This is a genomic window from Brevundimonas sp. UBA4553 (assembly GCF_002387245.1).
Lineage (GTDB): Bacteria > Pseudomonadota > Alphaproteobacteria > Caulobacterales > Caulobacteraceae > Brevundimonas.
Window position 1 is genome coordinate 52,017 of sequence record NZ_DGLD01000001.1, and the last position, 26,719, is coordinate 78,735.

Genomic DNA, 26,719 nt, shown 5'->3' on the forward strand with positions numbered 1-26,719 from the left:
CACACGCCCGCTTCCATCGCCGGAACGTCGCGTTTCCCTGAATAGCCCTGTCTAAGCGCGGCGACAGCGAATAATATCACCGTTCTTCACCGCGCGCCGGTCGGCGCGGCGGGCCTTCGTGGCGTCGAACCCTGACGGGGAGATGGTGCATGGGACTGTTGTGGAAAGCCCTGGTCGTCGGCGGGGCCGGCCTGATCCTGACGGGCTCGGCGGCCGCGCCGCGGCTGTCCGCCGCCCCGCTGGACCCCGCCCGCCTGTTCGGCGCCCTCTGCGGCCCGGGCCTGGGGGCGGGTGCCATGGGCGGCGGCGGCCTGGCCCGGCCGCTGCTGATCGCCGCCGCCGCGGCGGGACCGGCCAGTCAGGCCCAAACCAGTCCGGCTCAGCCCATCCCCCTCTATCCCGACCTGACCGCCTCGCCCCTGGTGGCGACGACGCGCGATCCCCGCGCCCAGGCCTATTTCAGTCAGGGCCTGATGCTGGCCTACGGCTTCAACCACGCCGGGGCCGTGCGCTCCTTCCGCGAGGCCCAGGCCCTCGATCCCGACTGCGCCCTGTGCTGGTGGGGCGAGGCGGCCGCCCTCGGCCCCAACATCAACGCCCCGATGGACGACCGCGACCGCGCCGCCGCGCTCGCGGCCCTGGACCGCGCCATGGCCCTGCGCACCCTGACCACGCCCCAGGAGCAGGCCCTCATCGAAGCCCTGGCCCAGCGCTATTCCGCAGACCCGGCGGCCGACCGCGCCTCCCTGGACGCGGCCTACGCCGACGCCATGCTGGCCGTGGCCCGCAGCTTCCCCGATCATGACGACGTCGCCGTCCTGGCCGCCGAGGCGGCGATGGACACCACGCCCTGGAACTACTGGCAGGCCGACAAGCGGACCCCGGTCGGGCGCAGCGGCGAGGCGGTGCGTCTGGTCGAGACCGTCCTCGCCCGCAATCCCGGCCACGTCCAGGCGGCCCACCTCTATATCCACCTGATGGAGGCCGCCGATCCGGCGCGGGCCGAGGCGGCGGCCGACCGTCTGGCGGCGGCCGCCCCCGTCAGCGCCGGCCATCTGGTCCACATGCCCGGCCACATCTATCTGCGCCGCGGCCGTTACGCCGACTCCATCCGCCTGAACGTGGCGGCGGCCCACGCCGACGAGGCCTTCATCCGCGACACCGGGGACGAGAGCCTGGTCCGCTACGGCTATTATCCGCACAACATCCACTTCATCGTCGCCTCGGCCCAGATGGCCGGCGACATGGCCACCACCCTGACCGAAGCGCGGCGCCTGCGCACCGTGCTGGACCCGGCGACCTCGGCCCGCATCGCCTGGATCCAGGTCATCGACGCCGCCCCCTGGCAGGCCATGGCCCAGTTCGCCGAGCCGCGCGTCATCCTGGCCGCCCCCGCCCCGGACGCGCGCCTGCCCTATGCGGCGGCCATGCGCCGCTACGCCCGCGCCGTCGCCTACGCCCGGCTGCGCGACCGGCCCCGGTTCGAACGCGAGCTGGCGGCTCTCCAGGCGCTGAAATCCTCCGACGCCTTCGCCGACATGATCGCCCAGGGCGTGCCCGCGCCCGACCTGCTGACCCTGGCCGAGGCTGTGGCCCGGGGTCGCTTCGCCGCCGCCCAGCGCCGTCCCCTCGAGGCCGCCGGCCACTATCGGCGCGCCATCGCCATCGAGGCGACCCTGCCCTATCAGGAGCCGCCCTACTGGTATTATCCGGTGCATCAGTCGCTGGGGGCCGCCCTCTATCAGGCCGGACGCCCCGGCGAGGCCGCCGACGCCTTCCGCTACGCCCTGGTCCAGGCCCCGAACAACGGTTGGGCCCTCTATGGCCTGGCCCGCAGCGAGGCGGCTCTGGGTCACGCCGACGAGGCGGCGGCGACCGAGCAGGCGCTCAGGACCGCCTGGCTGGGCGACCGTCGCTGGCTGCGCATGGACCGCCTCTGACGCGCCACGACCTCTTCTGGCGCAGCGGCGTGTCAGGATGGCCGCCTTCCTCACCCTGCGGCGTTCGATTTCAGACGATTCAGATGAATTGGACTCTGTTTTTTCGCGCCAGCCCCGTCGTCCCGCCCGCCGATCGCGCCCTGCGTCCATTTCTGCGCTTGATGGCGAGGCATCCCGACGCCATCTGATCCGTTACGATTCTTCGACCTGCACGCGGACCCGAACATGACCTTCGCCGACCCGACGCTGAACACGCCCGACGACCTGATCAAGGACGGCACGGACGCCTCCTTCATGACTGACGTGATCGAGGCCTCGAAGCATCAGCCGGTCATCGTCGATTTCTGGGCCACCTGGTGCGGCCCGTGCAGGACCCTCGGCCCCGCTCTGGAAAAGGCCGTGCGCGGCGCCAAGGGCGCGGTGAAGATGGTCAAGATCGACGTCGACGCCAACCCTGCCTATGCGGGCCAGCTGCGGGTGCAGTCGATCCCGACCGTCTACGCCTTCGTCAACGGCCAGCCGGTCGACGGCTTCCAGGGCGCCGTCCCGGACAGCCAGATCAAGGCCTTCATCGACAAGCTGACCGGCGGGGCCGGCGTCAACACCGACGTCGAGCAACTGCTGTCGCTGGGCGAGGAATCCCTGTCGCTGAACGACCTCGGCGGCGCGGCCCAGGCCTTCGCCCATGTCCTGACCATGGAACCCGACAACCAGAAGGCCATCGCCGGCATGGCCCGCGTCTATCTGGCCGAGGGCGACGCCGAGCAGGCGCGCCAGACCATCGCCATGGCCCCCGCTGACTCCACCGATCCCATGGTGCAGAGCGTGCGCGCCCAGCTGTCGCTCGCCGCCTCGGCCCCCACGGGCGCCACGGCGGAACTGGAGGCGAGGATCGCCGCCGATCCCAACGACCATCAGGCCCGCTACGACCTGTCCCTGGCCCAGGCTTCGGCCGGCGATCTGGGCGGCGCCGTCGATCAGCTTCTGGCCATCGTCAAGGCGGACCGCGAGTGGAACGACCAGGCCGCGCGCAAGCAACTTCTGACCGTGTTCGAAGCCGCGGGCGCGACCAGCGAGGTCGCCCGCGACGGCCGCCGCCGCCTGTCGTCGATCCTGTTCGCCTGACGGGAACGCGGCGATGGCCCAGGGCTATATCAAGGCGATTGAACTGCCCCAGGTGATCCCGGTCTTTCCCCTGCCGGGATCGATCCTGCTGTCGCGCGGCCAGTTGCCGTTGAACGTGTTCGAGCCGCGCTATCTGAACATGGTGGACGACGCGATGGCGGGCGATCGGATCATCGGTCTGATCCAGCCCTTCGGCGGCGCGGTGGAGCCTCAGCCCCCCCTGGCCCGCGTGGGCTGCGCCGGGCGCATTACCAGCTTCAACGAGACCTCGGACGGCCGCTATCTGATCACCCTGACCGGGGTCTGCCGTTTCCAGGTCACCAGCGAGCTGCAGATCAAGACGCCCTATCGTCAGGTGCGCGCCGACTTCGCCCCATTCGAGGCCGACCTGCGCGCGCCCGACCCCGGCGACGCCTTCGACCGCGACGGCTTTCTGGACGCCCTGCGCCCCTACCTGGAGCACCGGGGCCTGAACGTGGACTGGGACACCGCCGAGGCGGCGCCCCAGGAGGCCCTGATCAACAGCCTGGCCATGGCCCTGCCGTTCGAACCGGCCGAGAAGCAGGCCCTGCTGGAGGCCGGCACCCTGGACGACCGAGCCCGGGCCCTGACCGCCCTCCTCCGCATCGAAGCCGCCGCCCCCGACGACGACGACGGCCCGGCGATGCAGTAGGCCTTCAGCCTTTGGATGGGCTCAAGTAGCGCGAAGCGCGATAGCCCACTAAGAAAGACTTCATGAGCGACGCCTTCAACACCCCCGTCTCGGTCGACCCCCGCCTGCTGGAGGTCCTGGTCTGCCCGGTCACGCGCGGCCGCCTGACCTATGACCGCGAGCGCAACGAGCTGGTCTCGGCCGGCGCCAGGCTGGCCTTCCCCATCCGCGACGGCGTGCCGATCATGCTGGCCGAGGACGCCCGCCCCCTCGACTGACCCTTACGCCGCGCTTAGGCGGCGGCCCGCTTTCCGCATCGCGCCCTTACGCCTCTTGGGCGTCTTCTTCGCTTCATGAAGGAGACCCCCATGAGCCGCCGCGCCCTGCTGAACCAGTCCCTGAGCCGCGCCAATCCGCCGGGCGCCGCATCTCCCGGCGTCTGGCGCATGACCCAGACACTCCTGGCCCTCTACCTCGGCTGCACGCCCCGCGACCGGAGCCGCCCGCGATGATGAGCGGCTATCCCGACGCGCGCCCCGCTTCGCCTCACCGCTGCCGCGCCTACGGCGTCGTCGCCCGCGACGGGGGCTGGTGCGTCACCCTCGACGACTGCGCCACCCGCCCCTTCAAGGATCGCGAGGCCGCGCTGCGCATCGCCCGTCAGCTGCAGCGTCAGGCCGACGGCCTCCACCACGCAGAGTCGCGCGCATGACCGCCGCCCCTGTTCTGTTCGAAATCCGCCGTCTGGGCCGGGTCTGGCGCCTGGCCTCCTCGGACGGGCTCTTCTTCGGCCTGTTCCAGACCCGCGCCTCGGCCCTGCGCTGCGCCGTCGAGGAAGCCGATCGTCGCGACGGCGGCGACGTCCTGCTGCACACCCACGACTGACCTCTCAAGCACGCCCAATGCCTTGAGACCCTTCAAACGGGCCTCAAGCAGCCCCAAGGGCGATAGGCCCCTCTTAGAGACTCTCGCCTCGCAGAAGGCGCGGCAGATCCCCCGTCGCCCCGCCGGCCTCGTGCATGAAGGCGCGGCGCAAGGGGGCGATACGGTTGACCGCCGCCATGCCCAGGTCGCGGGCCAGCCGCACCGGCGGCAGATCATTGGAGAAGAGCCGCACGAAGCCGTCAAAGCCTGCCGCCAGGGCCGCGTTGTCGAACCGGCGCCAGCGGGCGTAGCGCTCCAGCACCAGCTCCGAGCCGATGTCCTCGCCGATGCGTACGGCGTCGGTCAGGACCTCGGCCAGGGCGGCGGCGTCCTTCAGGCCCATGTTCAGCCCCTGCCCCGCCACCGGGTGCACCCCGTGGGCGGCGTCGCCCAGGATGGCGATGCGCGGGGCGGTCAGCTTCTCGGCCAGCTGCAGCGACAGGGGATAGACGAAGCGCGGCCCCACCACCTCGACCCCGTCCAGGAACTCGCCGAACCGGCGCATCAGGTGGGCGTGGAAGGCCTCGTCAGAAGCCGCCTTCAGGGCCTCGGCCCGGCGCGTGCTTTCGGTCCAGACCAGACTCGCGCGCTGCTCCGTCAGGGGCAGGATTGCGAAGGGGCCGTCCGGCAGGAAATACTCGTGGGCGACATTGCCGTGGTCACGGCCCAGCCTGACCGTCGCCACCACGCCGCTCTGGCCGTAGCCCCAGCCGAAGGTGTCGATCCTGGCGGCCTGACGCACGGTCGAACCGCGCCCCTCTGCGCCCACGACCAGAGGCGCCTGAATGGTCGCGCCGTCCTTCAACGTCACCGTCGCCCGGCCCGGCCCGACCTCGACCCCGGCCACGCTGGCGGGCGCACGGACCTCGATCCCGGCGGCGGCGACCGCCTCGGCCAGTGCCGCGCGGATGCGGCGGTTCTCCAGCATATAGCCCAGCGGCTCGCCGCCGTTGCGGTCGCCGATCTCGTCGGCGTCAAAGCGGATATAGGCCGGCGACGGCGGGCGGCTGGCGGCGCCGGGCCGCTGGCCGTCCGTCACCAGAATGCGGTCCATGCGGCAGGCGTGGGGCCGCAAGGCTTCCCCCAGACCAAGGGCGTCCAACATGCGGAAGGTCGAATAGGCGATGGCGGTCGAGCGCCCGTCGAAGGTCGGCGCCAGCTGCGCGTCGAACGGTTGCGGGTCGACCAGCACCGGCTTCAGCCCGCCCTGGGCCGCCGCCAGCGCGAACGTCGCCCCCGCCAGTCCCGCGCCCGCGATGATGATGTCGTAGTCCGTCTGAGCCATGCCGCCTGTGTCGCGCCGATGACCGCCCGCGTCCAGAGGCCAGAGGTCGCAAGCCTTCAGAGCAGAGCGTCCGCGATCGCCAAGGTCACGACGGCGAACAACGCCAACCCCGCGAACCACGCCAGGAACGTGCGCGCCAAGGCTTGCCAGGTCTGCCACCGTGCAGCCCCGCTCCAGCGCCGGGACGTCTGGCGAAAACGCCTTTGAAGGCGCTCAAGCCGTTCGGCGCTGCCTGGGCCCTCCAGCTTGTGGTCCGCCATGATCGCCCCATCCTCCGACCTCGATGCTTGATCCCGCCGCCCTGGTAAACAGCCCCTTAACCCTGTCGCGCGACAAGGGAAGCCTAGTCTTCTGAGGTTCGCCTTCATGTCCGTCGCCCTCGCGCTCGGCCAACGCGCCTGGTCCACCGCCCGCATCGTCTGGGCGGCGCCCTTCGCCGTGCGGTTCCGCGGCGTCCTGCAAGCCCTGCTGGCCACCCTGCTGCTGGTCGCCATGATCTCGTGGAACCCGGCCGATCCCAGCTGGAACGCCGCCTCGACGCAGGGGCCGACCAACTGGCTCGGCGCGACCGGCGCGACCTTCGCCGACCTGATGATGCAGTCGCTGGGACTGGCCGCCTGGCCCGCCGTCCTGCTGCTGATCGCCTTTGGTCTGGCGGTCGCGGTCGGCGACGCCCTGCAACATCGACTACAGCCCACGGCCTTCAAGATCTTCTGCGCCGTCGCGGGCGTCCTGCTGCTGTCGGCCGCCCTGTCGGCGCTGGCGGCGCCCGCGCGATGGCCGCTCGCCGCCGGTCTGGGCGGCCTGTGGGGCGACGGGGTGACCGGCCTGTCGGCGCAGGGTCTGGCCGCCGTACACGTGCCGGCTGGACGCTGGATCGTCGGGGGCCTGTTCCTGGTCCTGGGTCTGTGGGGCTTGGGCTACGCCGTGGGCCTGCGCCTGCGCGACTTCACCGACACCGCCGGCTGGGCCGCCGAGAAGAACGCCGCCCGGCGCGCCCAGCAGGCGGAGCGTCCCGCCAAGCCGGCGCGCGCCGTGGCTGAGGCGGCGCCCGCCGCCGCGGCCGCCCCGCGCCGACCGCGCCGCGTCCATGAACAGCCGGAGACCGTGCCGGTCCCCACGTCCGCCGACCTCGAGGCTGACGACCACTATGCGGCCGATCCGTACGCCGACGACGAACCGGCCGCCTACGCCCCCCCCTGGGAGGGCGCGGCCCCCGCCGCCCCGATCGCCCCGCCCTCGGCCCGCGCGCCCAAGTCGGTCGAGCCGCGCGTGGCGGCCGTCAAGGCGCCCAAGCCTCGCAGCGACGCGGACCAGCAGACCTTCGACTTCGAGCCCGGCGAGGGCTTCGACCTGCCGTCGCTCGGCATCCTGGCCAAGCCCGGCCAGCGCGGCGGGGCGGTGGACGAGGAGTCGCTGAAACAGAACGCCAAGATGCTGGAAGGCGTGCTGCAGGAGTTCGGCGTGCGCGGCGTGATCGACCAGATCCGCCCCGGCCCCGTCGTCACCCTCTATGAACTGGTCCCGGCGCCCGGCGTGAAGCACGGCCGCGTCGTGGCCCTGGCCGACGACATCGCCCGCTCCATGTCGGCCCGCGCCTGCCGCATCTCGGTCGTGCAGGGCCGCAACGCCATCGGCATCGAGCTGCCCAACGCCAAGCGCGAGACCGTCTATCTGCGCGATCTGCTGGCCTCAGGCGAGTACGACAAGAAGAGCCACCTGCTGCCCCTGGCCCTGGGCGAAACCATCGGCGGCGAGCCCTATGTCGCCGACCTGGCGCGGATGCCCCACCTGCTGATCGCGGGCACCACCGGCTCGGGCAAGTCGGTCGGGGTCAACGCCATGATCCTGTCGATCCTGTTCCGTCATTCGCCCGCCGAGTGCCGCTTCATCATGATCGACCCCAAGATGCTGGAGCTGTCGGTCTATGACGGCATTCCGCACCTGCTGGCGCCGGTCGTGACCGATCCCAAGAAGGCGGTCGTGGCCCTGAAGTGGACCGTGCGCGAGATGGAGGACCGCTATCGCCGGATGTCCAAGCTCGGCGTCCGCAACGTCGCCAGCTATAACGAGCGCGCCCGCGAGGCTCAGGAAAAGGGCGAGCACTTCGAACGCACCGTCCAGACCGGCTTCGACGAGCAGGGCCGCCCCGTCTACGAGAGCGAGAAGATCCGCCCCGAGCCCATGCCCTATCTGGTCGTCGTCATGGACGAGATGGCCGACCTCATGCTGGTCGCGGGCAAGGACGTGGAGGGCGCGGTGCAACGCCTGGCCCAGATGGCGCGCGCGGCGGGCATCCACCTGATCATGGCGACGCAGCGCCCCTCGGTGGACGTCATCACCGGCACCATCAAGGCCAACTTCCCGACCCGGATCTCCTTCCAGGTCACCTCCAAGATCGACAGCCGCACCATCCTGGGCGAACAGGGCGGCGAGCAGCTGCTGGGTCAGGGCGACATGCTCTACATGGCCGGCGGCGGCCGTATCACCCGCCTGCACGGCCCCTTCGTCACCGACCAGGAAGTCGAGGAGGTGTGCAAGCACCTGCGCCTCCAGGCCGAGCCCGACTACCTCGACCTGATCACCGACGAGCCGGACGGCGACGGCGACGGAGCCATGGGCGGCGACGGCGACGGCATGTCCGGCGACGACCTCTACGACCGCGCCGTGGCCGTGGTCACCCGCGACCGCAAGGCCTCCACCTCCTACATCCAGCGCCGCCTGCAGATCGGCTACAACCGCGCCGCCACCCTGATCGAGCGCATGGAGCAGGAAGGCGTCGTCAGCCCCGCCAACCACGCCGGCAAGCGCGACATCCTGGCCGGCCCGCCGCCCATGGTGTGATCGGCTTGGCATGGCCAGAAGCCGTGCAACCGATCTCGTCCGGCCGCCCCACGCAATTGATCCGTGAGTTTTTCCATGCTTATCGCCATCCTGACAGCCGCCGCCATGCTGACTTCCGACAGCGCGCCTCAACAGTTCGATCTCCTTTGCACAGGCCTCCAGGACTTCAGCAAACGCAGACCCGAGGCCAAGGATGACATTCGTTTCCGGGTCGATCTGAAGAACAGGCGCTATTGCCTCAGCACCTGTCGCGATACCCGTGTGCTGAACGTCTATCCGCAACACCTCGCGTTTGACGAAACAGACGCAATGCTCGGCGGGTCTCGCCTGCAGACAAGGATGAGCGTGGATCGAATGACCGGCGCCTACACATCTATCGCCTACATGAGCGGGCGACTGATGGAGGACACCAAGGGTCAATGTTCGGTTCAGCCCTACACCGGGCCCGTCCTCGGCGAGCGCCTGTTCTAAGTCGAACCAGACACGAACGCCGGGCTTTGGAAGGGCGGTGTGGCTGAAACCATGAACAGCGCTTCATCGGAGCGCCGAAATATGGTCAGGCTGGCGTCATGGGGTCGCCGTCTGCCTGCGGCTTGATGACCCTCCGAACATCATCCCGAACGGGAGAAGAAGAAGACATGACCCTTTCACGCCGCGCCTTCGGTTTCAGCGCCGCCGCCCTGGCGGTCATCGCCGCCGCGCCCGCCTCGGCCCAGTCCAGCCTGTCCGCCGAGGATCAGGCGACCCTGCGTCAGGCCCAGGCCTATCTGACGGCCCTGACCGCGGCCCAGGGCGACTTTGTCGAGACCGGCCCCGGCGGCCAGCGCCGCACCGGCAAGTTCTGGCTGCAGCGTCCCGGCAAGATGCGTTTCGAATACGCCGAGCCGGCGGGCCTGCTGGTCGTGGCCGACGGCAACAACGTCAAACGCTATGATCCGCGCCTGAACGTCTTCCGCCAGGTGCCGCTGGCGGCCACGCCGCTGTCGACCTTCCTGGCCCGCGAGGTCCGTCTGGATCAGGGCGTGCGGATCGATCGCGTCACCCGCATGGAGTCCGGCGCCTTCGCCATCACCGCCCGGGATGCGTCCAAGCCGGCCGAGGGGTCGGTCATCCTGGCCTTCGCCGGATCGCCGCTGCGGCTGCAGGAATGGAGCATCACGGACGCCCAGGGATCACGCACCCGCATCCAGCTGACGTCGCTGCGCCCTGCCTCGGGCCTGGCCGCCAGCCTGTTCCAGCTGCGCGATCCGACCCGTCGCCCCAGCCGCAACTAGGCCGCAACCAAGACGCGCGTCACACGGCTGGCACAGCCCTGACGTCTTTTCTTGATTTGACTTTTTTCTCGCCTGTGACATTCTGACAACAGAACGGCGGCGGCCGTTCTGTCCGCCATGGAATCATCCCCTCCCGGCGGCGAGAGAGACGAACTCATCAGCGCCCGGACCCGTTCCGGGCGCTTTTTTCGTGACCCAGCCATGCTAAGGCCGCGCCATGACCCTTCGTATCGTCACCTGGAACATCAACTCCGTCCGCCTGCGCGTCGACCAGGTCGCCCGCTTCGTCGCCGAATATTCCCCCGACGTCCTCTGCCTGCAGGAAATCAAGTGCACCGAGGACCAGTTCCCGCGGGAAGCGTTCGAACAGATGGGCCTGCCCTACCTGAAGATCCGCGGCCAGAAAGGCTGGCACGGCGTCGCCATCGCCAGCAGGCTGCCCATTCTCGACGGCGAAGGCCCCGCCCTCGACGTCTGCCGCGAAGGCCATGGTCGCTGCGTCTCGGGACTGATCGGAGGGGTGGAGGTGCAGAACTTCTACATCCCGGCCGGCGGCGACATTCCCGACCGCAAGCTGAACCCGAAGTTCGATCACAAGATGGACTTCTACGAGCGCCTGACCGCCGAGATGAAGACGCGTGACCGGCAGCGGCCACTGGTCCTGGCTGGCGACTTCAACATCGCGCCGGGCGACAACGACGTCTTCAATCACAAGTTCATGCTGAAGGTGGTCAGCCACACCCCGGGCGAGATCGAGACCCTGCGCCGGCTTCAGGACGCGGGCGGCTTTGCGGATGTCGTCCGCGACCAGATCCCGGACCCGGTCAAGCTGGCCAGCTGGTGGAGCTATCGCGCCAAGGACTTCCGGGTCTCGAACCGGGGCCTGCGACTGGACCACCTGTGGACCTCGCCCGGCCTGACGCCCGCCGTGGTCAAGGGCAGCGCGCGCATCCTCGACACGGTGCGCGAATGGGAACGGCCCAGCGACCATGCGCCGGTCGTGATGGACCTGGACGTTTGATCCCGGTCTAGAAGGGGAAGAAGAGGGGAATGGCGACCATGGCCGCCGCCCAGGTGATCAGGTTCAATGGCAACCCCACCCGGACGAAATCCAGATAGCTGTAGCCGCCCATCTGATAGACGAGCACATTGGTCTGATAGCCGAAGGGCGTGGCGAAGGCGGCGGAAGCGGCCATCATCACAGTCACCAGGAAGGGTCGAGGATCGACGCCCAGGCTCTCGGCCAGCGCCACCGCAATCGGCGTCACCAGCACCGCCACCGTGGCATTTGACAGAAGCTCGGTCGCGAACAACGTCACGCCATAGAGCACGATCAGGGCGCCGAGCGGGCCAAAGGGGCGGATCACCTCGATCAACAAACCCGCGCCCTGGGCCGCCAACCCCGTCACCTCGATGGCCGTGCCGACGACCACCATGCCGGCGATCAGCAGCAGAATATCGGGCTTCAGCCCCGAATAGGCCTCGTCCGGCGTCAGCACGCCCAGCAGAATCAGGGCCACGGCCCCGGCGAAGGCGGCCGCCGCGATGGGGGCCACCCCCAGCCCCGCCGCCGCCACCACCAGGACGAAGATCGTCAGCGCGATCAGGGCGCGCCGCCACTGTAGCGGTCGATCCGCCGAGGCGTACATCTCGACATCGCCCAGATGGGCGTCGCCCGTGCCGTCTCGTTGGCTGCGGCTTTCGCCCAGAAGGGCCGGCAGGGAGAAGGGCAGCCGCCAGCGGCCCAGGCGCGGGCGGCGCGCCGCCGCCAGAGCCTCGGCCTCCATCCGCGCGCGCTCGGCCTCGGCTTCCTCATCCAGGCTGGCCGTGCGCCCCAGCTGACGCGCGCCGACGAAGTAGAGCCAGAGCCCGCCGACCACGGCGATGACCAGGCCGACAGGGGTGATCTCGAACAGGCTGAAGACCGGCTGGCCGGCGTTGCGCGCCATATCGTTGACCAGGAGATTGGTGGAGGTCCCGATCAGGGTCAGCAGACCGCCCATGACCGTCACATGGCTGAGCGGCATCAGGAAGCGCTTGGGCGACAACGCCAGCGATTTGGCCATGTCGCGCACCACAGGCGCGGCCAGAACCACCACCGGCGTATTGTTCAGGAAGCCCCCGACCGAGCCGCACAGGCCGATCACCACCCAGATGCCGAGAGCGCCGAAGCGCCGGCACAGGGCCGTGGCCTTGCGGATCATCAGGCCCAGCAGGCCCGACAGTTCGATGGCGTATGCGATGACGAACAGTCCAGCCAGGGCGATGACCGCAGGACTGGCGAAGGCGCTCTGCACCTCGACCGGACGCACCACCCCGAACAGCAGCAGGGCAGCCGCGCCGCTGAGCGCCACCACGTCCGACCGCATCCGCCCGTGGATCATCACCCCGACCACGGCGACCAGAACGATGAGTGCGATGATCTGATCCAGCGTCACGCGCGCGGACCCTCCCCGGCCCTCGCCCCCGCTGTGGATGCCGGTCGCTTCGGCCAGGGGCGCCCTTGAGCGTTTCTCGTGTTAGGCTGGTTCCATGCCGATCACAACGACCCGTCTCATCGCGCCTGTCGCTGTCCTCGCCGCCCTGCCCTTGCTGGTCTGGTGCCAGAGGCCGCCCGAGCCGGCGCTGTCGCCCGCCCCGGCCCCAACCCCCGCGCCGACGGTCGTGATCGATTCCACATTGAACCGCGCCGCCCTTCTGGCCGCCCTTAGCGAAGCGGGGTCCGCCCTGGCCGACGGCCGCGACCGCGACGCCGCCCTGAGCGGTCGTACGGTTTCCGTCCGCCTGCCTTTCGGCTGTGGCGGGTCGGTCAGTCCCCACGATGCGACGGTCTCGGGCCTGCCGCGCCTGATCCGCAGCCCCGACGGCGGCCTGACCCTGACCGTCACGCCCGAGGACCTCAAGGCCAGGATCGCGGCCAGCGGCGTCGCGCCCGCCGCGGCGGCGGCCCTGGATCAATGGGATGCGATAGAGGGCTTCTGGATTGCACGCCCGTGGAGCGGGCTGGACGCCTGTCCCGCGCCCGTCGTCGTGGCGCCTGACCATGCCGCCACGGCGGCGTCCCCAGAGGCCAAGGTCGAACAGGGCGGATCAGAGCCGGCCAAGACCACCGAGGCGCCGTCTTCCACGGTTGCGACCCTGCCGGAACGCACGGCGGGGCTGGCGGCCGTGACCGAGGCCGACAGCTCGCGTCTGGGACGACGCCAGGGTCAGGCCTACGCCCATGTCATTCGAGGAGAACGGGGGATCGCGCCCGCGCCAGCCCCTGGCGGCTACGTCCTGAGGCTGGAGGGGCGGCTGACGACCTTCGCCGACGGCAAGGCCGTGAAATGCGCTCAGAGAAACGCAGAAAGCCGGCCGGTCTGCGTCGCCGCGCTGCGGCTGGACCGGCTGGCCTTCGAGGATGGAGCCACGGGCGCCCTTCTCAGCGAATGGCGCCCGCGTTGAGCTGAGCTCAGGTCAGCGTCAGGCGGCGCCGAGCAGCTTGGCGCCGGCCAGAACGCCCAGCAGGATCAGGGTGACGCTGCCGGTGAAGACGACGACGGCTTCGAACGAGGCGTCGGCGCGGGGATGCACGAGTTTCATGTCTTGGTCCTTTTCGGCGGGGAGATCCGAACACCCCGAACATGGACCGTCGACCGCCTGTGGACAAACCACGGTTAGGCTTGGTCGAGTGAGTTCCGATCACTCGACAGGATCGGCGTGGGCCTCGGCCTCGATCCAGTTGAGGAAGCGCCGCAGCTTGGGCTCGTCGGCGCGCTCCGGCAGGACCACGGCCCAGTAGGCCAGGTCGTTGGTCAGGGCGTGATCGACCGGCTGGATCAGACGCCCTTCACGCAGGTCGTCCGCAGCCAGCGGAGCCGAGGTCAAGGCCACGCCGCGGCCCGACAGGGCGGCCTCGAGCGCCAGGTGGCTGTGGCTGAAAACCGGACCCCGCAGGTGCTGGACGCGAGGGTCCGACACGCCCGCGCTCTCGAACCAGGCCTTCCAACCCATGCGGTCCGAAAACGGCAGATCGTGCCAGCTTTCATGGATCAGCACGGCGTCCAGCAGATCGGCGGGCTGGCGCATGGACCGCGCCGCCGCCAGCGAGGGCGCGCAGACCGGGATCAGGCGCTCGCTCATCAACCGACGCGCCGTCTGGCCCGGATAGGGGCCTTCGCCGTAGCGCAGGGCCACGTCGGCCTCGCCGTTCGACAGGTCGGCGATGCGGTCCTCGGCGAAGACGATCAGGTCGAGGTCGGGGTTGTCCTCGCTGAAGCGGTGCAGGCGCGGCGACAGCCACTTGCCGGCCAGAGACGGCAGGGCCGAGATCCTGAGTTGGCGGCTGCGGCCGGGCCGCACGGCCTCCAGCGCGCTTTCCAGCCGCTCGAAGGCGTCGGCCACGCCCTGGGCCAGGCGGCGCCCGTCAGCGGTCAGGACCACGGACCGGTTGAAGCGGTCGAACAGGCGCAGGCCCAGGCGCATCTCCAGCGCCTTGATGTGACGGCTGACGGCGCCGGGCGTCACGCCCAGTTCCTCGGCCGCCTCTCGGAAGCTGCCGAGGCGCGCCGCCGCATCGAACGCCCGCAGCGCCACCAAGGGCGGGGTCGGGCGACGTTCGCTCATCGTCCGGTCGTCAGGGCTGCAGGCGGTAGCCGCCCGCATCGGTCAGCAGCAGGCGCGCCTGGCCGGGTTCGGGCTCGATCTTCTGGCGCAGGCGATAGATGTGGGTTTCCAGGGTGTGGGTGGTGACCCCGGCGTTGTAGCCCCAGACCTCGGTCAGCAACTCCTCGCGCGACACCGGCTTGGCCCCGGCGCGATAGAGATACTTGAGGATGTTGGTCTCTTTTTCCGTCAGCCGGACCTTCTTGCCCTTGTCGTCCAGCATCATCTTCGACGCCGGACGGAACTCGTAGGGACCGATCTGGAAGACCGCGTCCTCGGACTGCTCATGGCTGCGCAGGTGGGCGCGGATGCGGGCCAGCAGGACGGCGAAGCGGAAGGGCTTGGTGACGTAGTCGTTGGCGCCGGAGTCGAGGCCGAGGATGGCGTCGGAATCCGACGACTGGGCCGTCAGCATGATGACCGGGGTCGAGACCCCCGCCTTGCGGATCAGCCGGCAGGCTTCGCGGCCGTCCATGTCGGGCAGGTCGACGTCGAGCAGGATCAGGTCGGCGCGGACCTCGCGCGCCTGACGCACCCCGTCGGTGGCGGTGGAGGCCTGGACGGGACGAAACTCCTCGTGCAGGGCCAGCTGCTCGGCCAGGGCCTCGCGCAGGTCGTCGTCGTCGTCGATGATCAGGATGGTCTTGGGCGTCGGCATGGGTAGAGAATGGCGAGGCTTGAAGGGTTCGCCAAGGGCGCTCCGCTATTTCATCGCTTCAAGAGGCGTTTAGAGGCCGATTTCGTTCCCCGAACAGGGCCGAACCGACCCGAACATGGGTCGCGCCGCTGGAAATGGCGGTTTCAAAGTCCCCGCTCATGCCCATCGACAGGACGGAAAGACCGTGACGAGCGGCGATGTCCGCCAGCATCCGGAAATGCGGTTCCGGCGCTTCGCCTGCGGGGGGAATGCACATCAGGCCCTCGACATGCAGGCCGTGAAGGTCGCGAGCCGAGGCGATCAGGGCGTCGGCCTCGTCGGGCAAGACGCCCGCCTTCTGCGGCTCGGCGCCGGTGTTGACCTGAATCAGGACGCGGGGACGACGACCGGTCTTCGCCATCGCTGCGGCCAGGGCGGCGGCGAGCCTGTCGCGGTCGAGGGTCTCGATGACGTCGAACAGTTCGACCGCCTCGACCGCCTTGTTGGTCTGCAAGGGGCCGATCAGACGCAGTTCCAGGTCGGGGAAGGCGGCGCGACGGCCGGCCCAGTGCGCCTGCGCCTCCTGCACCCGGTTCTCGCCAAAGACGCGCTGGCCGGTCGCCAGCGCCGCCTCCAGCGCGTCGTCGTCTTGCGTCTTGGACACGGCGGTCAGGATCGCCGACGCCGGGTCGCGACCAGCCTCGACGCAGGCCCGCGCCATGCGCGCACGCACGGCGACGAAGCGATCAGCGATGGACGCAGAGCCGGAAGCGGGATTAGAGGCGGTCATGACCCTCACCGAAGACGCAGACGCCCTGTGGCGGACGGCGACGGCTCTAGCCCGTGCGGAGGCGGCTGTCAGCCCGCCCGATAGACGTGAAAGACGCCCCCTGCCGCCCCTGCTCTTCTTCACTGACCCCCGGCGCACGTCTCGCCCGTGGGAGACGGCGGCGCATCTTCCCGCCGGAGCCGGCGTGGTGTTCCGCCATTTCGGCGCGCCGGACGCCCTGGAGACGGGCCTGCGGTTGAGGACGGCGACACAGGCCGCGGGCGTACGCCTGCTGGTCGGACTGGACGCTGACCTGGCCGAGCGAATCGCGGCGGACGGGGTGCATCTGCCCGAACGGGCCTTGTCGGCGGCCTACGCCCTGTCCGGACGGCGGCCCGACTGGTTGCTGACTGGCGCGGCCCATTCTCTGGCGGCGGTGAAATCGGCGGGCGATCTGGACGCCCTTGTGCTGTCGCCGGTCTTTCCAGCAGGCGGGGCGTCGGCGGCAAAGCCTGCCTTAGGGATCGAAGGCTTCAGGGCGATGGCGGCCGTCGCGCCCTGCCCCGTCTATGCGCTAGGCGGGATCGTCCCCGCCAATGCAGAGACTTTGATCGGGTCAGGCGCGTGCGGGATCGCCGGCGTGGACGCCGTTCAGGCCGCCTTCAGGCCCTGAGGCCGAACGCGATCAGAATTTGAAGATGGTTTCCAGACGGACGCGCGGCGCGGCGCGGCGGTCAGCGGCGCTTTCAGGCGCGCGGGCAGGATCGACCTCAGGGGCGGCCAGATTGGCCGCAGCGCCGACCCGAAGGCGCGGGCTCAGCCGATAATAGGCACCGGCCTCGACATCGCCCCAGTCGGTCTCACGGCCGACGGGCTGATTCAGGTTGAAGTTCAGGCCCCAGCGGCCGCTGTCGTTCCAGCGCAGGCCGCGCCGTTGCGGTGCGGGCGTCGAATGCTGAGCGGGAGCCGCTTCGGTCAGGGACACCGCCGGCGCGCGACGCGCCTGGGCCGAGGCGTCATGAGCCGTCCCGGCGATAGCCAGGGCGCCCACAGTCGCAGCGATGATCGCAACGAAACGCATCTTCCAACCCTTGGGACCAGCGTTGACCCGCCGGTCCTTGATTCCTGAACTCGAGCCGAGGCTCAAGAACACAGCGATTAGACACCGCCGGTCCACCCGGTCAACGAAACGTAGTCATCCACAGGTCGTTCCGCACGACTCTTGCGGTCGCTGTGGCGCTGGCACCACGCCAATAAGTCGACTTACCGTCGCTCGAACATCGGTTCGCCTTGTCACGGCCCCTTTTCGCCGTGTTATAGAGCGTGGCTGCGGCGCAGACGTGCGCGGATCAGGGACGCCTTGCGTCCAGGGTTCGCGCTGCGGCTCGGCCTCGAACCTTTACGGAGACCTCGGAATGGCTTTTGTTCGCGGCGCTGCGGTCGCCCTTATTGCGTCGGGACTGCTGCTGGGCGGTTGTTCCAGCCTGCCTTTCGTGGGCGGCAAGGAAGAGGCCCCCAAGGCCGACGCCCAACTCGGCATCGGCGTGAACGCCTATCTCTGGCGCGCGACGCTGGACACCCTGTCCTTCATGCCGCTGGCCAGCGCCGACCCCTGGGGCGGCGTGGTCAACTATGACTGGCACGTCAATCCGCAGGCGCCGAACGAGCGCTTCAAGGCCACGGTCTTCATTCTGGACCGCCGTCTGCGCGCCGACGCCCTGAACGTGTCGGTGACCAAGGAAGTCAAGGACGCCGCCGGCGCCTGGACCGCCGCCCCGGTCGCGGCCCAGACGGAAACCGATCTGGAGAACGCCATCCTGACCAAGGCCCGCCAGCTCAACCTCGCCAACGCGGCGCGCTAAGCGCCGCCTTCTTTCGCCACCCAACGCAGACCTCAGGGCCGCCTCAAGCTTCGCGCCTGAGGCGATACCTCAGGATACGCCGTGGCCACTCGTTACGAGCCCAAGACCGCCGAACCCCGCCAGCAGGCCCGCTGGGCGGCCGCTGACGCCTTTTCGGTGTCCAACGCCGACACCGGCCGGCCGAAATACTACGTCCTCGAGATGTTCCCCTATCCGTCGGGCAACATCCACATGGGCCACGCCCGCAACTATGTGATGGGCGACGTGGTGGCGCGTCACAAGCGAGCGCAAGGGTTCGATGTCCTGCACCCCATGGGCTGGGACGCCTTCGGCATGCCGGCCGAGAACGCGGCCATGGAGCGCGGCGTCCACCCCGGCGACTGGACCTGGTCCAACATCGCCACCATGCGCGACCAGCTGAAACTGCTGGGTCTGTCGCTGGACTGGAGCCGCGAGTTCGCCACCTGCGACCCCGACTACTACGGCAAGCAGCAGGCCTGGTTCCTGGAGCTCTACAAGCGCGGTCTGGTCTATCGCAAGGACGGCGTGGTCAACTGGGATCCGGTCGACAACACGGTCCTGGCCAACGAGCAGGTCATCGACGGCCGTGGCTGGCGCTCGGGCGCCCTGGTCGAGAAGCGCAAGCTGAACCAGTGGTTCCTGCGCATTACTCAGTATGCGGATGATCTGATCGACGGCCTGTCCGAACTGGAAGGCCGCTGGCCTGACAAGGTCCGCCTGATGCAGGAAAACTGGATCGGCCGGTCCAGGGGCCTGCAGATGAAATGGGCCTTTACGCCCGGCGCGGCGCCCGCCGGCCACGACGCGGTCGAGGTCTACACCACCCGCCCCGACACCCTGTTCGGCGCCAGCTTCGTCGGCCTGGCCCCCGACCACCCCATCTCGAAGCAGCTGGCCGACGCCAATCCCGAGATCGCCGCCTTCGTCGCCGAATGCCGCAAGGGCGGCGCCTCGCAGGCCGAGATCGAACAGGCCGAGAAGATCGGCTGGGACACGGGCCTGAAGGTCGTCCACCCCTTCACCGGCGCCGAGATCCCGGTCTGGATCGCCAACTTCATCCTGTCGGAATACGGCACGGGCGCCATCTTCGCCTGCCCGGCCCATGACCAGCGCGATCTGGACTTCGCCCGCAAGTACGATCTGCCGGTCATCCCGGTCGTCCGCCCCGAGGGCGCAGGCGACGATTTCGCCGTGGCCAATGAGGCCTATACGGGCCCCGGCTCCATCTTCCATTCGGACTTCCTCGACGGCCTGGACATCGAGGCCGCCAAGGCCGAGGCCATCGCCCGGATCGAGGCGGCCGCGACCGGCGAGGCCCGGACCATCTACCGGCTGCGCGACTGGGGCGTCAGCCGCCAGCGCTACTGGGGCTGCCCCATCCCCATCATTCACTGCGAGACCTGCGGCCCGGTCGCGGTTCCGACCGAACAACTGCCGGTCGAACTGCCCAAGGACGTGAGTTTCGACGTGCCCGGCAACCCGCTGGACCGTCACCCGACCTGGAAGCACGTCGCCTGCCCGACCTGCGGCGGCGAAGCCCGTCGCGAGACGGATACGCTCGACACCTTCGTGGATTCCAGCTGGTACTTCGCCCGCTTCGCCGACCCCAAGGCCGACGAGCCGATCAACAAGGCCGCCGCGTCCAAATGGCTGCCGGTCGATCAGTATATTGGCGGCGTCGAACACGCAGTCCTGCACCTGCTCTACGCCCGCTTCATCACCCGCGCCCTGTCGGACGCCGGCCTGATGGATGTGAAGGAGCCATTCGCCGGCCTGTTCACGCAAGGCATGGTGGTCCACGAGACCTACTACGAAGGTCACGAAGCCAGCGGCAAGCCGCGCTGGGTCGAGCCTTCGGACGTACGCATCGAGACCGTGGACGGCAAGCGCGTGGCCTCCCGTCTGTCCACCGGCGCCGCCCTGACGATCGGCGACATCGAGAAGATGTCCAAGTCCAAGAAGAACGTGGTCGCGCCCCAGGACATCATCGAGGCTTACGGCGTCGACGCCGGCCGCCTGTTCGTCCTGTCCGACAGCCCGCCCGAGCGCGACGTGCAGTGGTCGGCGGGCGGCGTCGAGGGCGCCAGCCGCTTCGTCCAGCGCGTCTGGACCGAGTTCGAGGGCTTTGACGCCGCCGCCCCGGCCAACGCCGATGTCGACGCCAGCCTGATCCGCGAGACGCACAAGACCATCAAGGCCGTCAGCGAAGGCGTCGAGGGCTTCCGCTTCAACTCGGCCATCGCCAAGCTCTACGCCTTCCTGGCGACCCTGCGTCAGCACGACAAGGCAGGCGGTGAGGCGCGCAGGACGGCCCTGACGACCATGGCCCGCCTGATCGCCCCCTTCACCCCCCACCTGGCCGAAGAAGCCTGGGCGCGACTGGGGGAAGAGGGCATGGTCCTGGACGCCCCCTGGCCGGTCTTCGACGCGGCCCTGGCCGCCGACGATGAAGTGACCCTGCCGGTCCAGATCGGCGGCAAGCGCCGAGGCGAGGTGGTTCTGCCCCGCGGATCGGACAACGCCACGGTCGAGGCCGCCGCTCTCGCCAATCCGACGGTTCAGGCCTACCTTGCCGCCAACAACCTCAGCGTCCGCAAGGTGATCGTGGTGCCCGACCGTATCGTCAATCTGGTGGCTGGCTGATGCGTCGCGCCCTCGTCCTGACGGCAATCGCCGGCGCGGCCCTGCTGTCCGGCTGCGGCTTTACGCCGATGTATGGCGAGATGGGCGTGGGCGCGGGCCTGTCCCGCATCGCCGTGACCACGCCGGACAATCGTCTGGGCTACCGGCTGCGCGAGCAGCTAGAGGACGCCTTCGGCCGCGACGGCTCGGTCCAGCCCCTCTATCGTCTGACGACCGAGGTCCAGCAGGAACGTCGCCCCCTGGGTCGGCGCATCGACGACACCGCCAGCCGTTATGAGCTGACGGTCAAGGCCGACTGGACCCTGACCCCGGTCAGCGGCGGGACGCCGGTCAAGGGATCGCAGACCACCACCACCACCTACGCCGCCGCCGACCAGCCCTATGCCGCCATCGCCGCCCAGCAGGACGGCGAGGACCGGGCCGCCGCCGATCTGGCGCGCCTGATCCGGCTGGACATGATGCGCGCCCTGGCGGGTCAGTGAGGCCTGTCCTGAAGGAAACAGGCGCGTGATCCTGGCCAAGCGGCCCGAGGTCGACCGCTTCCTGAAAGCGCCGGACGGCCACATCCGCGCCGCCGTCATTCACGGCAAGGACCGCTCGGGCGTCACCGAGCGGGCCCTGACCCTCTACAAGGCCATCACGCCCGACCTGAACGACCCGTTCAACGTCACCTTCCTGACCGAGGCCGATATCGACGGCGATGCGGTCAGGCTGGAGGAGGCGCTGACGGCGCTGAGCATGATCGGCGGGCGTCGGCTGATCCGCATCCGCCTGGCCGACGGCAAGGCCAGCGTCGACAAGGCCATCGCCGCCGCCCTGACCATCCACGCCGACGGCGGCTACAATCCCGACGCCATGCTGGTGATCGAGGCCGGGGCGCTGGGTCGCGAATCCGCGCTGAGGAAGGCCGCCGAGAAATCGCCCGGCGCCGTCGGCATCGCCTGCTACGAGGACGAGGTCGGTGATGTCGCCCGCATGACGCGCGAAGCCCTGGCCGCCGACAAGGTGGGCCTGACCTCGGACGCTCTGGACCGCTTCGTCGCCCGCCTGCCCCGCGAACGCGGCCTGATGCGTCAGGAGATCGAACGGCTGGTGCTCTACATCGGCCCCGGCTCGGGACGCACCATCGACACGCCGGAACTGGACGAGCATCTGGGCGTCGAACCCGACGCCTCCCTGTCCGACGCCGCCCTCCAGGCCTTTGGCGGTCGGCCGGGACCAGCCCAGTCGGGCCTGAGACGCGCCCTGGCCGAGGGCGAAAGCGCCGTCATGGCCGTACGCATGGCCGCGATCCATCTGGGCAAGCTGCGCCGCATCAACGTCCTGCAAGCCTCGGGCGCCGGTGCCAAGGAGGCGGCCAAGTCGGCTGGCGTCTTCTGGAAACAGGAGACGGAAATCCTGCGTCAGGCGCGCGCCTGGCGTCTGGAGCTGCTCGACGAGGTGCAGGACAGCGTCAACGCCGCCGACATCGCCACCAAGACCACGGGCATGCCCGAGGCCCTGATCGCGGAACGACTGTTGCTGGAGATCTCCGCGCGCGCCCGGCGGATGGGGCTTTAAGCGAGGGGCCTATCGGCCTTTGGCCTACTTGAGGCCAGAAGATTCAACCTCGCTTCGACATCAGGCGGAAGGCGGGCTTGTTCGCCGCCGCTGCCTGGCGCTGCATCGCCTTCTCGGCCCCACGCGCGCCGCCCTTGATCCCAGCCGGACCGGCTTGAGAACCCGCCTTCTTGGCGGCGAGGGCGCGTTTCAGGGCTTCGGTGGCGCTGATCTTGTCGGTCGGTTCAGTCATGGCCGCACCCTAGCACGGCCAGACCGGAAAGGCCCGTCAGCCGCGCATCAGGCGACGGCACAGGTCGTCGAGCTGTTCCAACGTGCCGTATTTGATCGTCAGCTCGCCCTTGCCGCCCTTGTCGGCCAGTTGAACCTTCAGACCCAGGGCGTCGGCCAGATCCTGCTCCAGGGCGGCGACGTCGGCGGCGCCCTCCCCGCTCAGAACCGGCTTGGCTTTCGAGGGGCGCGGCCCGTCGGCGGCGCGGCGGGCCAGAGCCTCGGTCTGACGCACGTTCAGGCCCTTGGCCAGGACCTGTTCGGCCAGGGCCTCCGGATTGGGGGCGGTGATCAGGGCGCGGGCGTGACCGGCCGAGAGCCGGTTCTCCATGACGTGGTCCAGCACGCTGTCGGGCAGTTGCAGCAGGCGAATGGTGTTGGCCACATGGCTGCGGCTCTTGCCGACCACGCCGGCCAGGGCGTCCTGGGTGCGGCCGAAGCGCGACATCAGCGAGCCGTAGGCCAAGGCCTCCTCGACCGGGTTCAGGTCCGCGCGCTGGACGTTCTCGATGATGGCGACCTCCATCACCTCCACGTCGTCCATGGCCCGTTCAATGATCGGCACGGCCTTGAGGCGGGCCGCCTGGGCCGCGCGCCAGCGACGTTCGCCGGCGATGATCTGCCACACGCCGTCCTCGCTGGGGTGAGGGCGCACCAGGATGGGCTGCAGCACCCCCTTGTCGCGGATCGAGGCGGTCAGTTCTTCCAGGTTTTCGGCGCTGAACTGCTTGCGCGGCTGGTCGGGATTGGGCTTCAGGCTCTCGATCGGCACGGCGCGCACGCCCGTCGGCTGAGCCCCGCCGTCCACCGGCGCGCTCTCGGCGACGTTCTCTCCCAGAAGGGCCGACAGGCCGCGACCCAGACCACGTTGACGTTCGGACAAGATGCTGATTCCGTTCTACTTAATCGAGATAACCGCCAATCAGGCGGCGAGCGCCTGACGACGCTGGCGTTCACGGGCCACAAGTTCCCGCGCCAGCTTCAGGTAGGCCTGGCTGCCGGTGCACTTGAGATCATAGATCAGCACAGGCTTGCCGAAGGACGGCGCCTCCGACACCCGGACGTTGCGGGGAATGACGCTGTCATAGACCTTGTCGCCGAAGTGGGCGCGCACGTCGGCCGCCACCTGGCCCGACAGGGCGTTGCGGCGGTCATACATGGTCAGGACCAGGCCCTGGATCTCGAGCGCGGGGTTGAGGCTCTGCTTGACCATGTCGATGGTCCGCATCAGCTGGGTCAGGCCCTCCAGCGCAAAGAACTCGCACTGTAGCGGCACCAGCACCGCATCAGCGGCGGCCATGGCGTTCAGCGTCAGCAGGTTCAGCGACGGCGGGCAGTCGATCAGGACATAGTCATACCGGGAATGACCGTTTCCGCCCTGCGCCGCCAGGGCGTCGCGCAAGCGATAGGAACGGCGATCCGCCTGGCTCAGCTCGATCTCGACGCCCGACATGTCGGCGTCGGCGGGGACGATGAACAGGCCCGGCACGGCGGTTTCGACCGCCGAGAGGTCGATGGGACGGCCATCGACGATGACGTCATAGATCGTCGCTCGGCGTGTTTCACGTGGAACACCCAGTCCCGTCGACGCATTGCCCTGGGGATCCATGTCGACGATCAGCACCTTTTCGCCGATGGCGGCCAGGGCAGTTCCCAGGTTGATGGCGGTCGTGGTCTTGCCCACCCCGCCCTTCTGGTTCGAGACGGCCAGGACTCGGGTCTGTTTCTCGCGATCAGCGGACACGGCGAAGACTCCGGACAGATACAATGCGGCCGCGCGGGTCGCTGCGCGAGACGGAGAGGTCGCTCTTAAACTGCCAGACCTTGGCCGCCTCTTTCAACTCGGCTTCGGCCTTCTCCCCCTTCAGGAACAGACCTTGTGCACCGTGCTGGAAGTAAGGCTGTGCATAAGCCAGCAGTTTCTCCATTGGCGCCACGGCCCGGGCGGTGACGATGTCGACCGCAACGTCCTGCTCCTCAGCCCTGCCGTTGATGACGGTCGCCGGCAGATCGAGCGCATCCACGACCTGCTGCAGGAAGCGGCAGCGCTTGCCCAGGCTGTCGATCAACCAGACGTGGGCCTCCGGGCGGTCCTTCAGCATGATGGCCAGGACCACGCCGGGGAAGCCGGCGCCCGCGCCGAGATCGGCCCAGGTCAGGGCGTCGGGCGCGAGGGTCAGCAACTGGGCGCTGTCCCAGGCGTGGCGGTTCCAGAAGTCGGGAATCGAGTCCGGCCCGACGAGGTTCATCACCGCATTGGCCTCGGTGAGCATCGCGAGGAAGGTGGTCAGATCAGCGATCTGGGTTTCACTGGCGCCGGTGTGGGCGCGGAAGGCGGCGACGGGGTCCAGGCTCACGCGACGATGGTCTCGACTTCTGCGGCGAACGATGTCGCCTTCTTTACATGGGCCAGCAGGGCCGTCAGGGCGCCCGGGGTCATCCCCTCGATCCGGCCCGCCTGCCCCAGGGTGCGGGGCTGAACCAGGATCAGCTTCTCGCGGACCTCGTTCGACAGGCCGCCGATGGCGGCGTAGTCGAGGCCTTCGGGAAGGGACAGCCCCTCCTCCCGGCGCAGGGCCTCGGCCTCCGAGGCCTGACGATCCAGATAGCCGGCGTATACGGCGTCGATCTCGACCTGCTCGCGCACGGCGGGCGACCAGTCGGCGATCTCGGGCCGGACGGCGACGAACTGGTCCAGGCTGACATTGGGGAAGGACAACAGGTCACGGATCGAGCGGCGCTGACCGTCGGCGTTGACGGTGATGCCCAGCGCGCCGGCTTCCTTTGGCGTGAACTGCGTTTCACGTGAAACATGGTTCGCCCGGTCCAACTGCGCGGCCTTATCCAGCCATACTTTCGCGCGCTCTGACCCGACGACGCCGGCGGCGACGCCCAGCTGCGTCAGGCGGACGTCGGCGTTGTCGGCGCGCAGGGTCAGGCGATACTCGGCCCGGCTGGTGAACATGCGATAGGGCTCAGTCACGCCGCGCGTCACCAGATCGTCGATCATGACGCCGATGTAGGCCTGGTCACGGCCAAGGATGATCGGGTCCGAACCGGCGGCGGCGCGGGCGGCGTTGAGGCCGGCGATCAGGCCTTGCGCCCCCGCCTCCTCATAGCCGGTCGTTCCGTTGATCTGGCCGGCGAGATAGAGACCGGGCCGCTTCTTGACCTCCAGCGCCGGGGTCAATTCGCGCGGATCGACATAGTCGTATTCGATGGCGTAGCCGAAGCGGAATACCTCGACCTGTTCCAGACCCGGCATGGTTCGCAGGAAGGCCATCTGCGTCGCGTCGGACACCGAGGTCGAGATGCCGTTGGGATAGACGGTCGGATCGTCGAGACCTTCCGGCTCCAGGAAAACCTGGTGGCTGGTCTTGTCGGCAAAACGGACCACCTTGTCTTCGATCGAGGGGCAATAGCGCGGACCACGCCCCGACAGTTTGCCGCCATAGACGGCGCTCTCGCCCAGGTTCTCGGCGATGATACGGTGGGTTTCCTCGGTCGTGTGGGTGATGCCGCACGCGATCTGGGGGACGTCAATCCTGTCGGTCAGGAAGCTGAAGGGCACAGGCTCGTCGTCCGCCGCCTGCATCTCCAGCCGGTCCCAGGCGATGGTGCGGCCGTCCAGACGCGCGGGCGTCCCCGTCTTCAGGCGGCCCATCATCAGGCCCGCGCCATAGAGGTCGGCGGCCAGACCAACCGACGGCGCCTCGCCGAAGCGACCGGCCGCGATGCGTTCCTCGCCGCGATGGATGACGCCGTTGAGGAAGGTGCCTGTCGTCAGGACCACAGCTCCGGCGCGCAGCTCGCCCCCCTCGCCCGTCGTCACCCCGACCACGCGGTCGCCGTTCAGAATCAGGGCCTCGGCCGTGCCGGCCATCAGGGTCAGGTTCGGCGTTTGCGCCAGGTCGGCCTGCATGGCCTCGCGATAGAGACGACGGTCGATCTGGCTGCGAGGGCCGCGCACGGCGGCGCCCTTGGAGCGGTTCAGCAGGCGGAACTGGATGCCCGAGACATCTGCCAGACGTCCCATGACGCCGTCCAGGGCGTCGATCTCCCGCACCAGATGGCCCTTGCCCAGACCGCCGATGGCCGGGTTGCAGCTCATCTCGCCGACAGTCTCCAGCTTCTGGGTCAGCAAGAGGGTCCGGGCGCCTGCGCGCGCCGAGGCGGCCGCGGCTTCGCTGCCGGCGTGTCCGCCGCCGATGACGATGACGTCGAAGGTGTTCGAGGGGGAGGAGCTCATGGCCGAGGACATAGTCC

At 69.2% G+C, this 26,719-nt stretch carries 29 protein-coding genes; 17 read left to right on the top strand and 12 right to left on the bottom strand.

The window, feature by feature from the left end; genetic code table 11:
• Window positions 1–149 precede the first annotated feature (149 nt).
• The 7 genes from B4A39_RS00295 (at window position 150) to B4A39_RS00325 (ending at window position 4,602) form a co-directional block, all read left to right on the top strand.
• The gene (locus B4A39_RS00295; protein WP_292032021.1) at window positions 150–1,940 is read left to right on the top strand and encodes a tetratricopeptide repeat protein; all 1,791 of its coding nucleotides are present in this window, start codon (window positions 150–152) and stop codon (window positions 1,938–1,940) included.
• Between the two features lie 225 nt (window positions 1,941–2,165).
• Window positions 2,166–3,065 carry a thioredoxin gene (trxA, locus tag B4A39_RS00300; RefSeq protein WP_292032023.1) on the top strand — a complete coding sequence of 300 codons (900 nt, stop codon included), beginning with the start codon at window positions 2,166–2,168 and terminating at the stop codon, window positions 3,063–3,065.
• Between the two features lie 13 nt (window positions 3,066–3,078).
• Entirely contained in the window at window positions 3,079–3,738 is a 660-nt protein-coding gene (locus B4A39_RS00305; RefSeq protein WP_292032025.1) for an LON peptidase substrate-binding domain-containing protein, read from the top strand.
• Between the two features lie 62 nt (window positions 3,739–3,800).
• Window positions 3,801–3,995 carry a Trm112 family protein gene (locus B4A39_RS00310; protein WP_207824213.1) on the top strand — a complete coding sequence of 65 codons (195 nt, stop codon included), beginning with the start codon at window positions 3,801–3,803 and terminating at the stop codon, window positions 3,993–3,995.
• Window positions 3,996–4,085: 90 nt separating this feature from the next.
• Entirely contained in the window at window positions 4,086–4,229 is a 144-nt protein-coding gene (locus B4A39_RS00315; protein ID WP_292032028.1) for a hypothetical protein, read from the top strand.
• Window positions 4,229–4,429 (top strand): hypothetical protein, encoded by a 201-nt coding sequence (locus B4A39_RS00320; protein WP_292032030.1) that lies wholly within the window; start codon window positions 4,229–4,231, stop codon window positions 4,427–4,429. The genes B4A39_RS00315 and B4A39_RS00320 overlap by 1 nt, the downstream gene beginning before the upstream one ends.
• Window positions 4,426–4,602, top strand: coding sequence for a hypothetical protein (locus tag B4A39_RS00325; RefSeq protein ID WP_292032032.1), 177 nt, complete (start codon window positions 4,426–4,428; stop codon window positions 4,600–4,602). Before B4A39_RS00320 ends, B4A39_RS00325 begins: the two co-directional genes overlap by 4 nt.
• A gap of 73 nt (window positions 4,603–4,675) precedes the next feature.
• Here the strand turns inward: B4A39_RS00325 and B4A39_RS00330 are convergent, their stop codons facing one another.
• Together B4A39_RS00330 and B4A39_RS00335 are read right to left on the bottom strand one after the other, a co-directional pair.
• Window positions 4,676–5,926 (bottom strand): UbiH/UbiF/VisC/COQ6 family ubiquinone biosynthesis hydroxylase, encoded by a 1,251-nt coding sequence (locus tag B4A39_RS00330; RefSeq protein ID WP_292032034.1) that lies wholly within the window; start codon window positions 5,924–5,926, stop codon window positions 4,676–4,678.
• Window positions 5,927–5,982: 56 nt separating this feature from the next.
• Window positions 5,983–6,186, bottom strand: a complete 204-nt coding sequence (locus B4A39_RS00335) for a hypothetical protein (RefSeq protein WP_292032036.1) — start codon at window positions 6,184–6,186, stop codon at window positions 5,983–5,985.
• A gap of 106 nt (window positions 6,187–6,292) precedes the next feature.
• Here B4A39_RS00335 and B4A39_RS00340 point away from each other — a divergent pair, with 106 nt between their 5' ends.
• The 4 genes from B4A39_RS00340 to xth all read left to right on the top strand — a co-directional run bounded on the left by B4A39_RS00340 (window position 6,293) and on the right by xth (window position 11,065).
• Window positions 6,293–8,770 carry an FtsK/SpoIIIE family DNA translocase gene (locus B4A39_RS00340; RefSeq protein ID WP_292032037.1) on the top strand — a complete coding sequence of 826 codons (2,478 nt, stop codon included), beginning with the start codon at window positions 6,293–6,295 and terminating at the stop codon, window positions 8,768–8,770.
• A 75-nt stretch (window positions 8,771–8,845) separates the two neighbouring features.
• A complete protein-coding gene (locus B4A39_RS00345) occupies window positions 8,846–9,241 on the top strand; it encodes a hypothetical protein (RefSeq protein ID WP_292032039.1) in 396 nt (131 codons plus the stop codon).
• A gap of 167 nt (window positions 9,242–9,408) precedes the next feature.
• Complete coding sequence (locus B4A39_RS00350; RefSeq protein ID WP_292032040.1) at window positions 9,409–10,044, top strand: LolA family protein; 636 nt, start codon at window positions 9,409–9,411, stop codon at window positions 10,042–10,044.
• Between the two features lie 217 nt (window positions 10,045–10,261).
• Window positions 10,262–11,065, top strand: a complete 804-nt coding sequence (xth, locus tag B4A39_RS00355) for an exodeoxyribonuclease III (RefSeq protein ID WP_292032042.1) — start codon at window positions 10,262–10,264, stop codon at window positions 11,063–11,065.
• A 7-nt stretch (window positions 11,066–11,072) separates the two neighbouring features.
• Here xth and B4A39_RS00360 read toward each other — a convergent pair whose 3' ends face one another.
• Window positions 11,073–12,482, bottom strand: coding sequence for an SLC13 family permease (locus B4A39_RS00360; protein ID WP_292032043.1), 1,410 nt, complete (start codon window positions 12,480–12,482; stop codon window positions 11,073–11,075).
• Between the two features lie 94 nt (window positions 12,483–12,576).
• Here B4A39_RS00360 and B4A39_RS00365 point away from each other — a divergent pair, with 94 nt between their 5' ends.
• Complete coding sequence (locus B4A39_RS00365) at window positions 12,577–13,491, top strand: hypothetical protein (protein ID WP_292032044.1); 915 nt, start codon at window positions 12,577–12,579, stop codon at window positions 13,489–13,491.
• Between the two features lie 237 nt (window positions 13,492–13,728).
• Here the strand turns inward: B4A39_RS00365 and gcvA are convergent, their stop codons facing one another.
• From gcvA to B4A39_RS00380, 3 genes are read right to left on the bottom strand one after another with little or no spacing between them, the layout of a single operon-like run.
• The gene (gene gcvA, locus B4A39_RS00370) at window positions 13,729–14,652 is read right to left on the bottom strand and encodes a transcriptional regulator GcvA (RefSeq protein WP_292032045.1); all 924 of its coding nucleotides are present in this window, start codon (window positions 14,650–14,652) and stop codon (window positions 13,729–13,731) included.
• Between the two features lie 10 nt (window positions 14,653–14,662).
• A complete protein-coding gene (locus B4A39_RS00375; RefSeq protein ID WP_105564206.1) occupies window positions 14,663–15,349 on the bottom strand; it encodes a response regulator transcription factor in 687 nt (228 codons plus the stop codon).
• A gap of 58 nt (window positions 15,350–15,407) precedes the next feature.
• Complete coding sequence (locus B4A39_RS00380; protein ID WP_292032049.1) at window positions 15,408–16,118, bottom strand: YggS family pyridoxal phosphate-dependent enzyme; 711 nt, start codon at window positions 16,116–16,118, stop codon at window positions 15,408–15,410.
• Between B4A39_RS00380 and B4A39_RS00385 the strand changes: the two genes are divergently transcribed.
• A complete protein-coding gene (locus B4A39_RS00385; protein ID WP_292032051.1) occupies window positions 16,117–16,770 on the top strand; it encodes a thiamine phosphate synthase in 654 nt (217 codons plus the stop codon). The genes B4A39_RS00380 and B4A39_RS00385 overlap by 2 nt on opposite strands.
• Before the next feature lie 12 nt (window positions 16,771–16,782).
• Here B4A39_RS00385 and B4A39_RS00390 read toward each other — a convergent pair whose 3' ends face one another.
• Window positions 16,783–17,178, bottom strand: coding sequence for an NtrZ family periplasmic regulatory protein (locus tag B4A39_RS00390; protein ID WP_292032053.1), 396 nt, complete (start codon window positions 17,176–17,178; stop codon window positions 16,783–16,785).
• A 334-nt stretch (window positions 17,179–17,512) separates the two neighbouring features.
• On the opposite strand from B4A39_RS00390, the gene B4A39_RS00395 reads away from it, so the two are divergent.
• The 4 genes from B4A39_RS00395 (at window position 17,513) to holA (ending at window position 22,183) form a co-directional block, all read left to right on the top strand.
• Window positions 17,513–17,959, top strand: coding sequence for a DUF3576 domain-containing protein (locus tag B4A39_RS00395; RefSeq protein WP_292032054.1), 447 nt, complete (start codon window positions 17,513–17,515; stop codon window positions 17,957–17,959).
• A gap of 81 nt (window positions 17,960–18,040) precedes the next feature.
• Complete coding sequence (gene leuS / locus B4A39_RS00400) at window positions 18,041–20,623, top strand: leucine--tRNA ligase (protein ID WP_292032056.1); 2,583 nt, start codon at window positions 18,041–18,043, stop codon at window positions 20,621–20,623.
• Window positions 20,623–21,105: an LPS assembly lipoprotein LptE gene (gene lptE, locus B4A39_RS00405; RefSeq protein WP_292032057.1), complete on the top strand. Its 483-nt coding sequence runs from the start codon at window positions 20,623–20,625 to the stop codon at window positions 21,103–21,105. Before leuS ends, lptE begins: the two co-directional genes overlap by 1 nt.
• 25 nt (window positions 21,106–21,130) lie before the next feature.
• Window positions 21,131–22,183 (top strand): DNA polymerase III subunit delta, encoded by a 1,053-nt coding sequence (holA, locus tag B4A39_RS00410; RefSeq protein WP_292032059.1) that lies wholly within the window; start codon window positions 21,131–21,133, stop codon window positions 22,181–22,183.
• 43 nt (window positions 22,184–22,226) lie between these two features.
• Here holA and B4A39_RS00415 read toward each other — a convergent pair whose 3' ends face one another.
• From B4A39_RS00415 to mnmG, 5 genes are read right to left on the bottom strand one after another with little or no spacing between them, the layout of a single operon-like run.
• The gene (locus B4A39_RS00415) at window positions 22,227–22,415 is read right to left on the bottom strand and encodes a hypothetical protein (protein WP_292032061.1); all 189 of its coding nucleotides are present in this window, start codon (window positions 22,413–22,415) and stop codon (window positions 22,227–22,229) included.
• 36 nt (window positions 22,416–22,451) lie between these two features.
• Window positions 22,452–23,336, bottom strand: coding sequence for a ParB/RepB/Spo0J family partition protein (locus B4A39_RS00420; protein WP_292032063.1), 885 nt, complete (start codon window positions 23,334–23,336; stop codon window positions 22,452–22,454).
• Window positions 23,337–23,375: 39 nt separating this feature from the next.
• On the bottom strand, window positions 23,376–24,197 hold the full coding sequence (locus B4A39_RS00425; RefSeq protein WP_292032065.1) for a ParA family protein: 822 nt from the start codon (window positions 24,195–24,197) through the stop codon (window positions 23,376–23,378).
• Window positions 24,187–24,810, bottom strand: a complete 624-nt coding sequence (gene rsmG / locus B4A39_RS00430) for a 16S rRNA (guanine(527)-N(7))-methyltransferase RsmG (protein WP_292032069.1) — start codon at window positions 24,808–24,810, stop codon at window positions 24,187–24,189. Before rsmG ends, B4A39_RS00425 begins: the two co-directional genes overlap by 11 nt.
• Window positions 24,807–26,702 (bottom strand): tRNA uridine-5-carboxymethylaminomethyl(34) synthesis enzyme MnmG, encoded by a 1,896-nt coding sequence (mnmG, locus tag B4A39_RS00435; protein WP_292032072.1) that lies wholly within the window; start codon window positions 26,700–26,702, stop codon window positions 24,807–24,809. The genes rsmG and mnmG overlap by 4 nt, the downstream gene beginning before the upstream one ends.
• Window positions 26,703–26,719 lie beyond the last annotated feature (17 nt).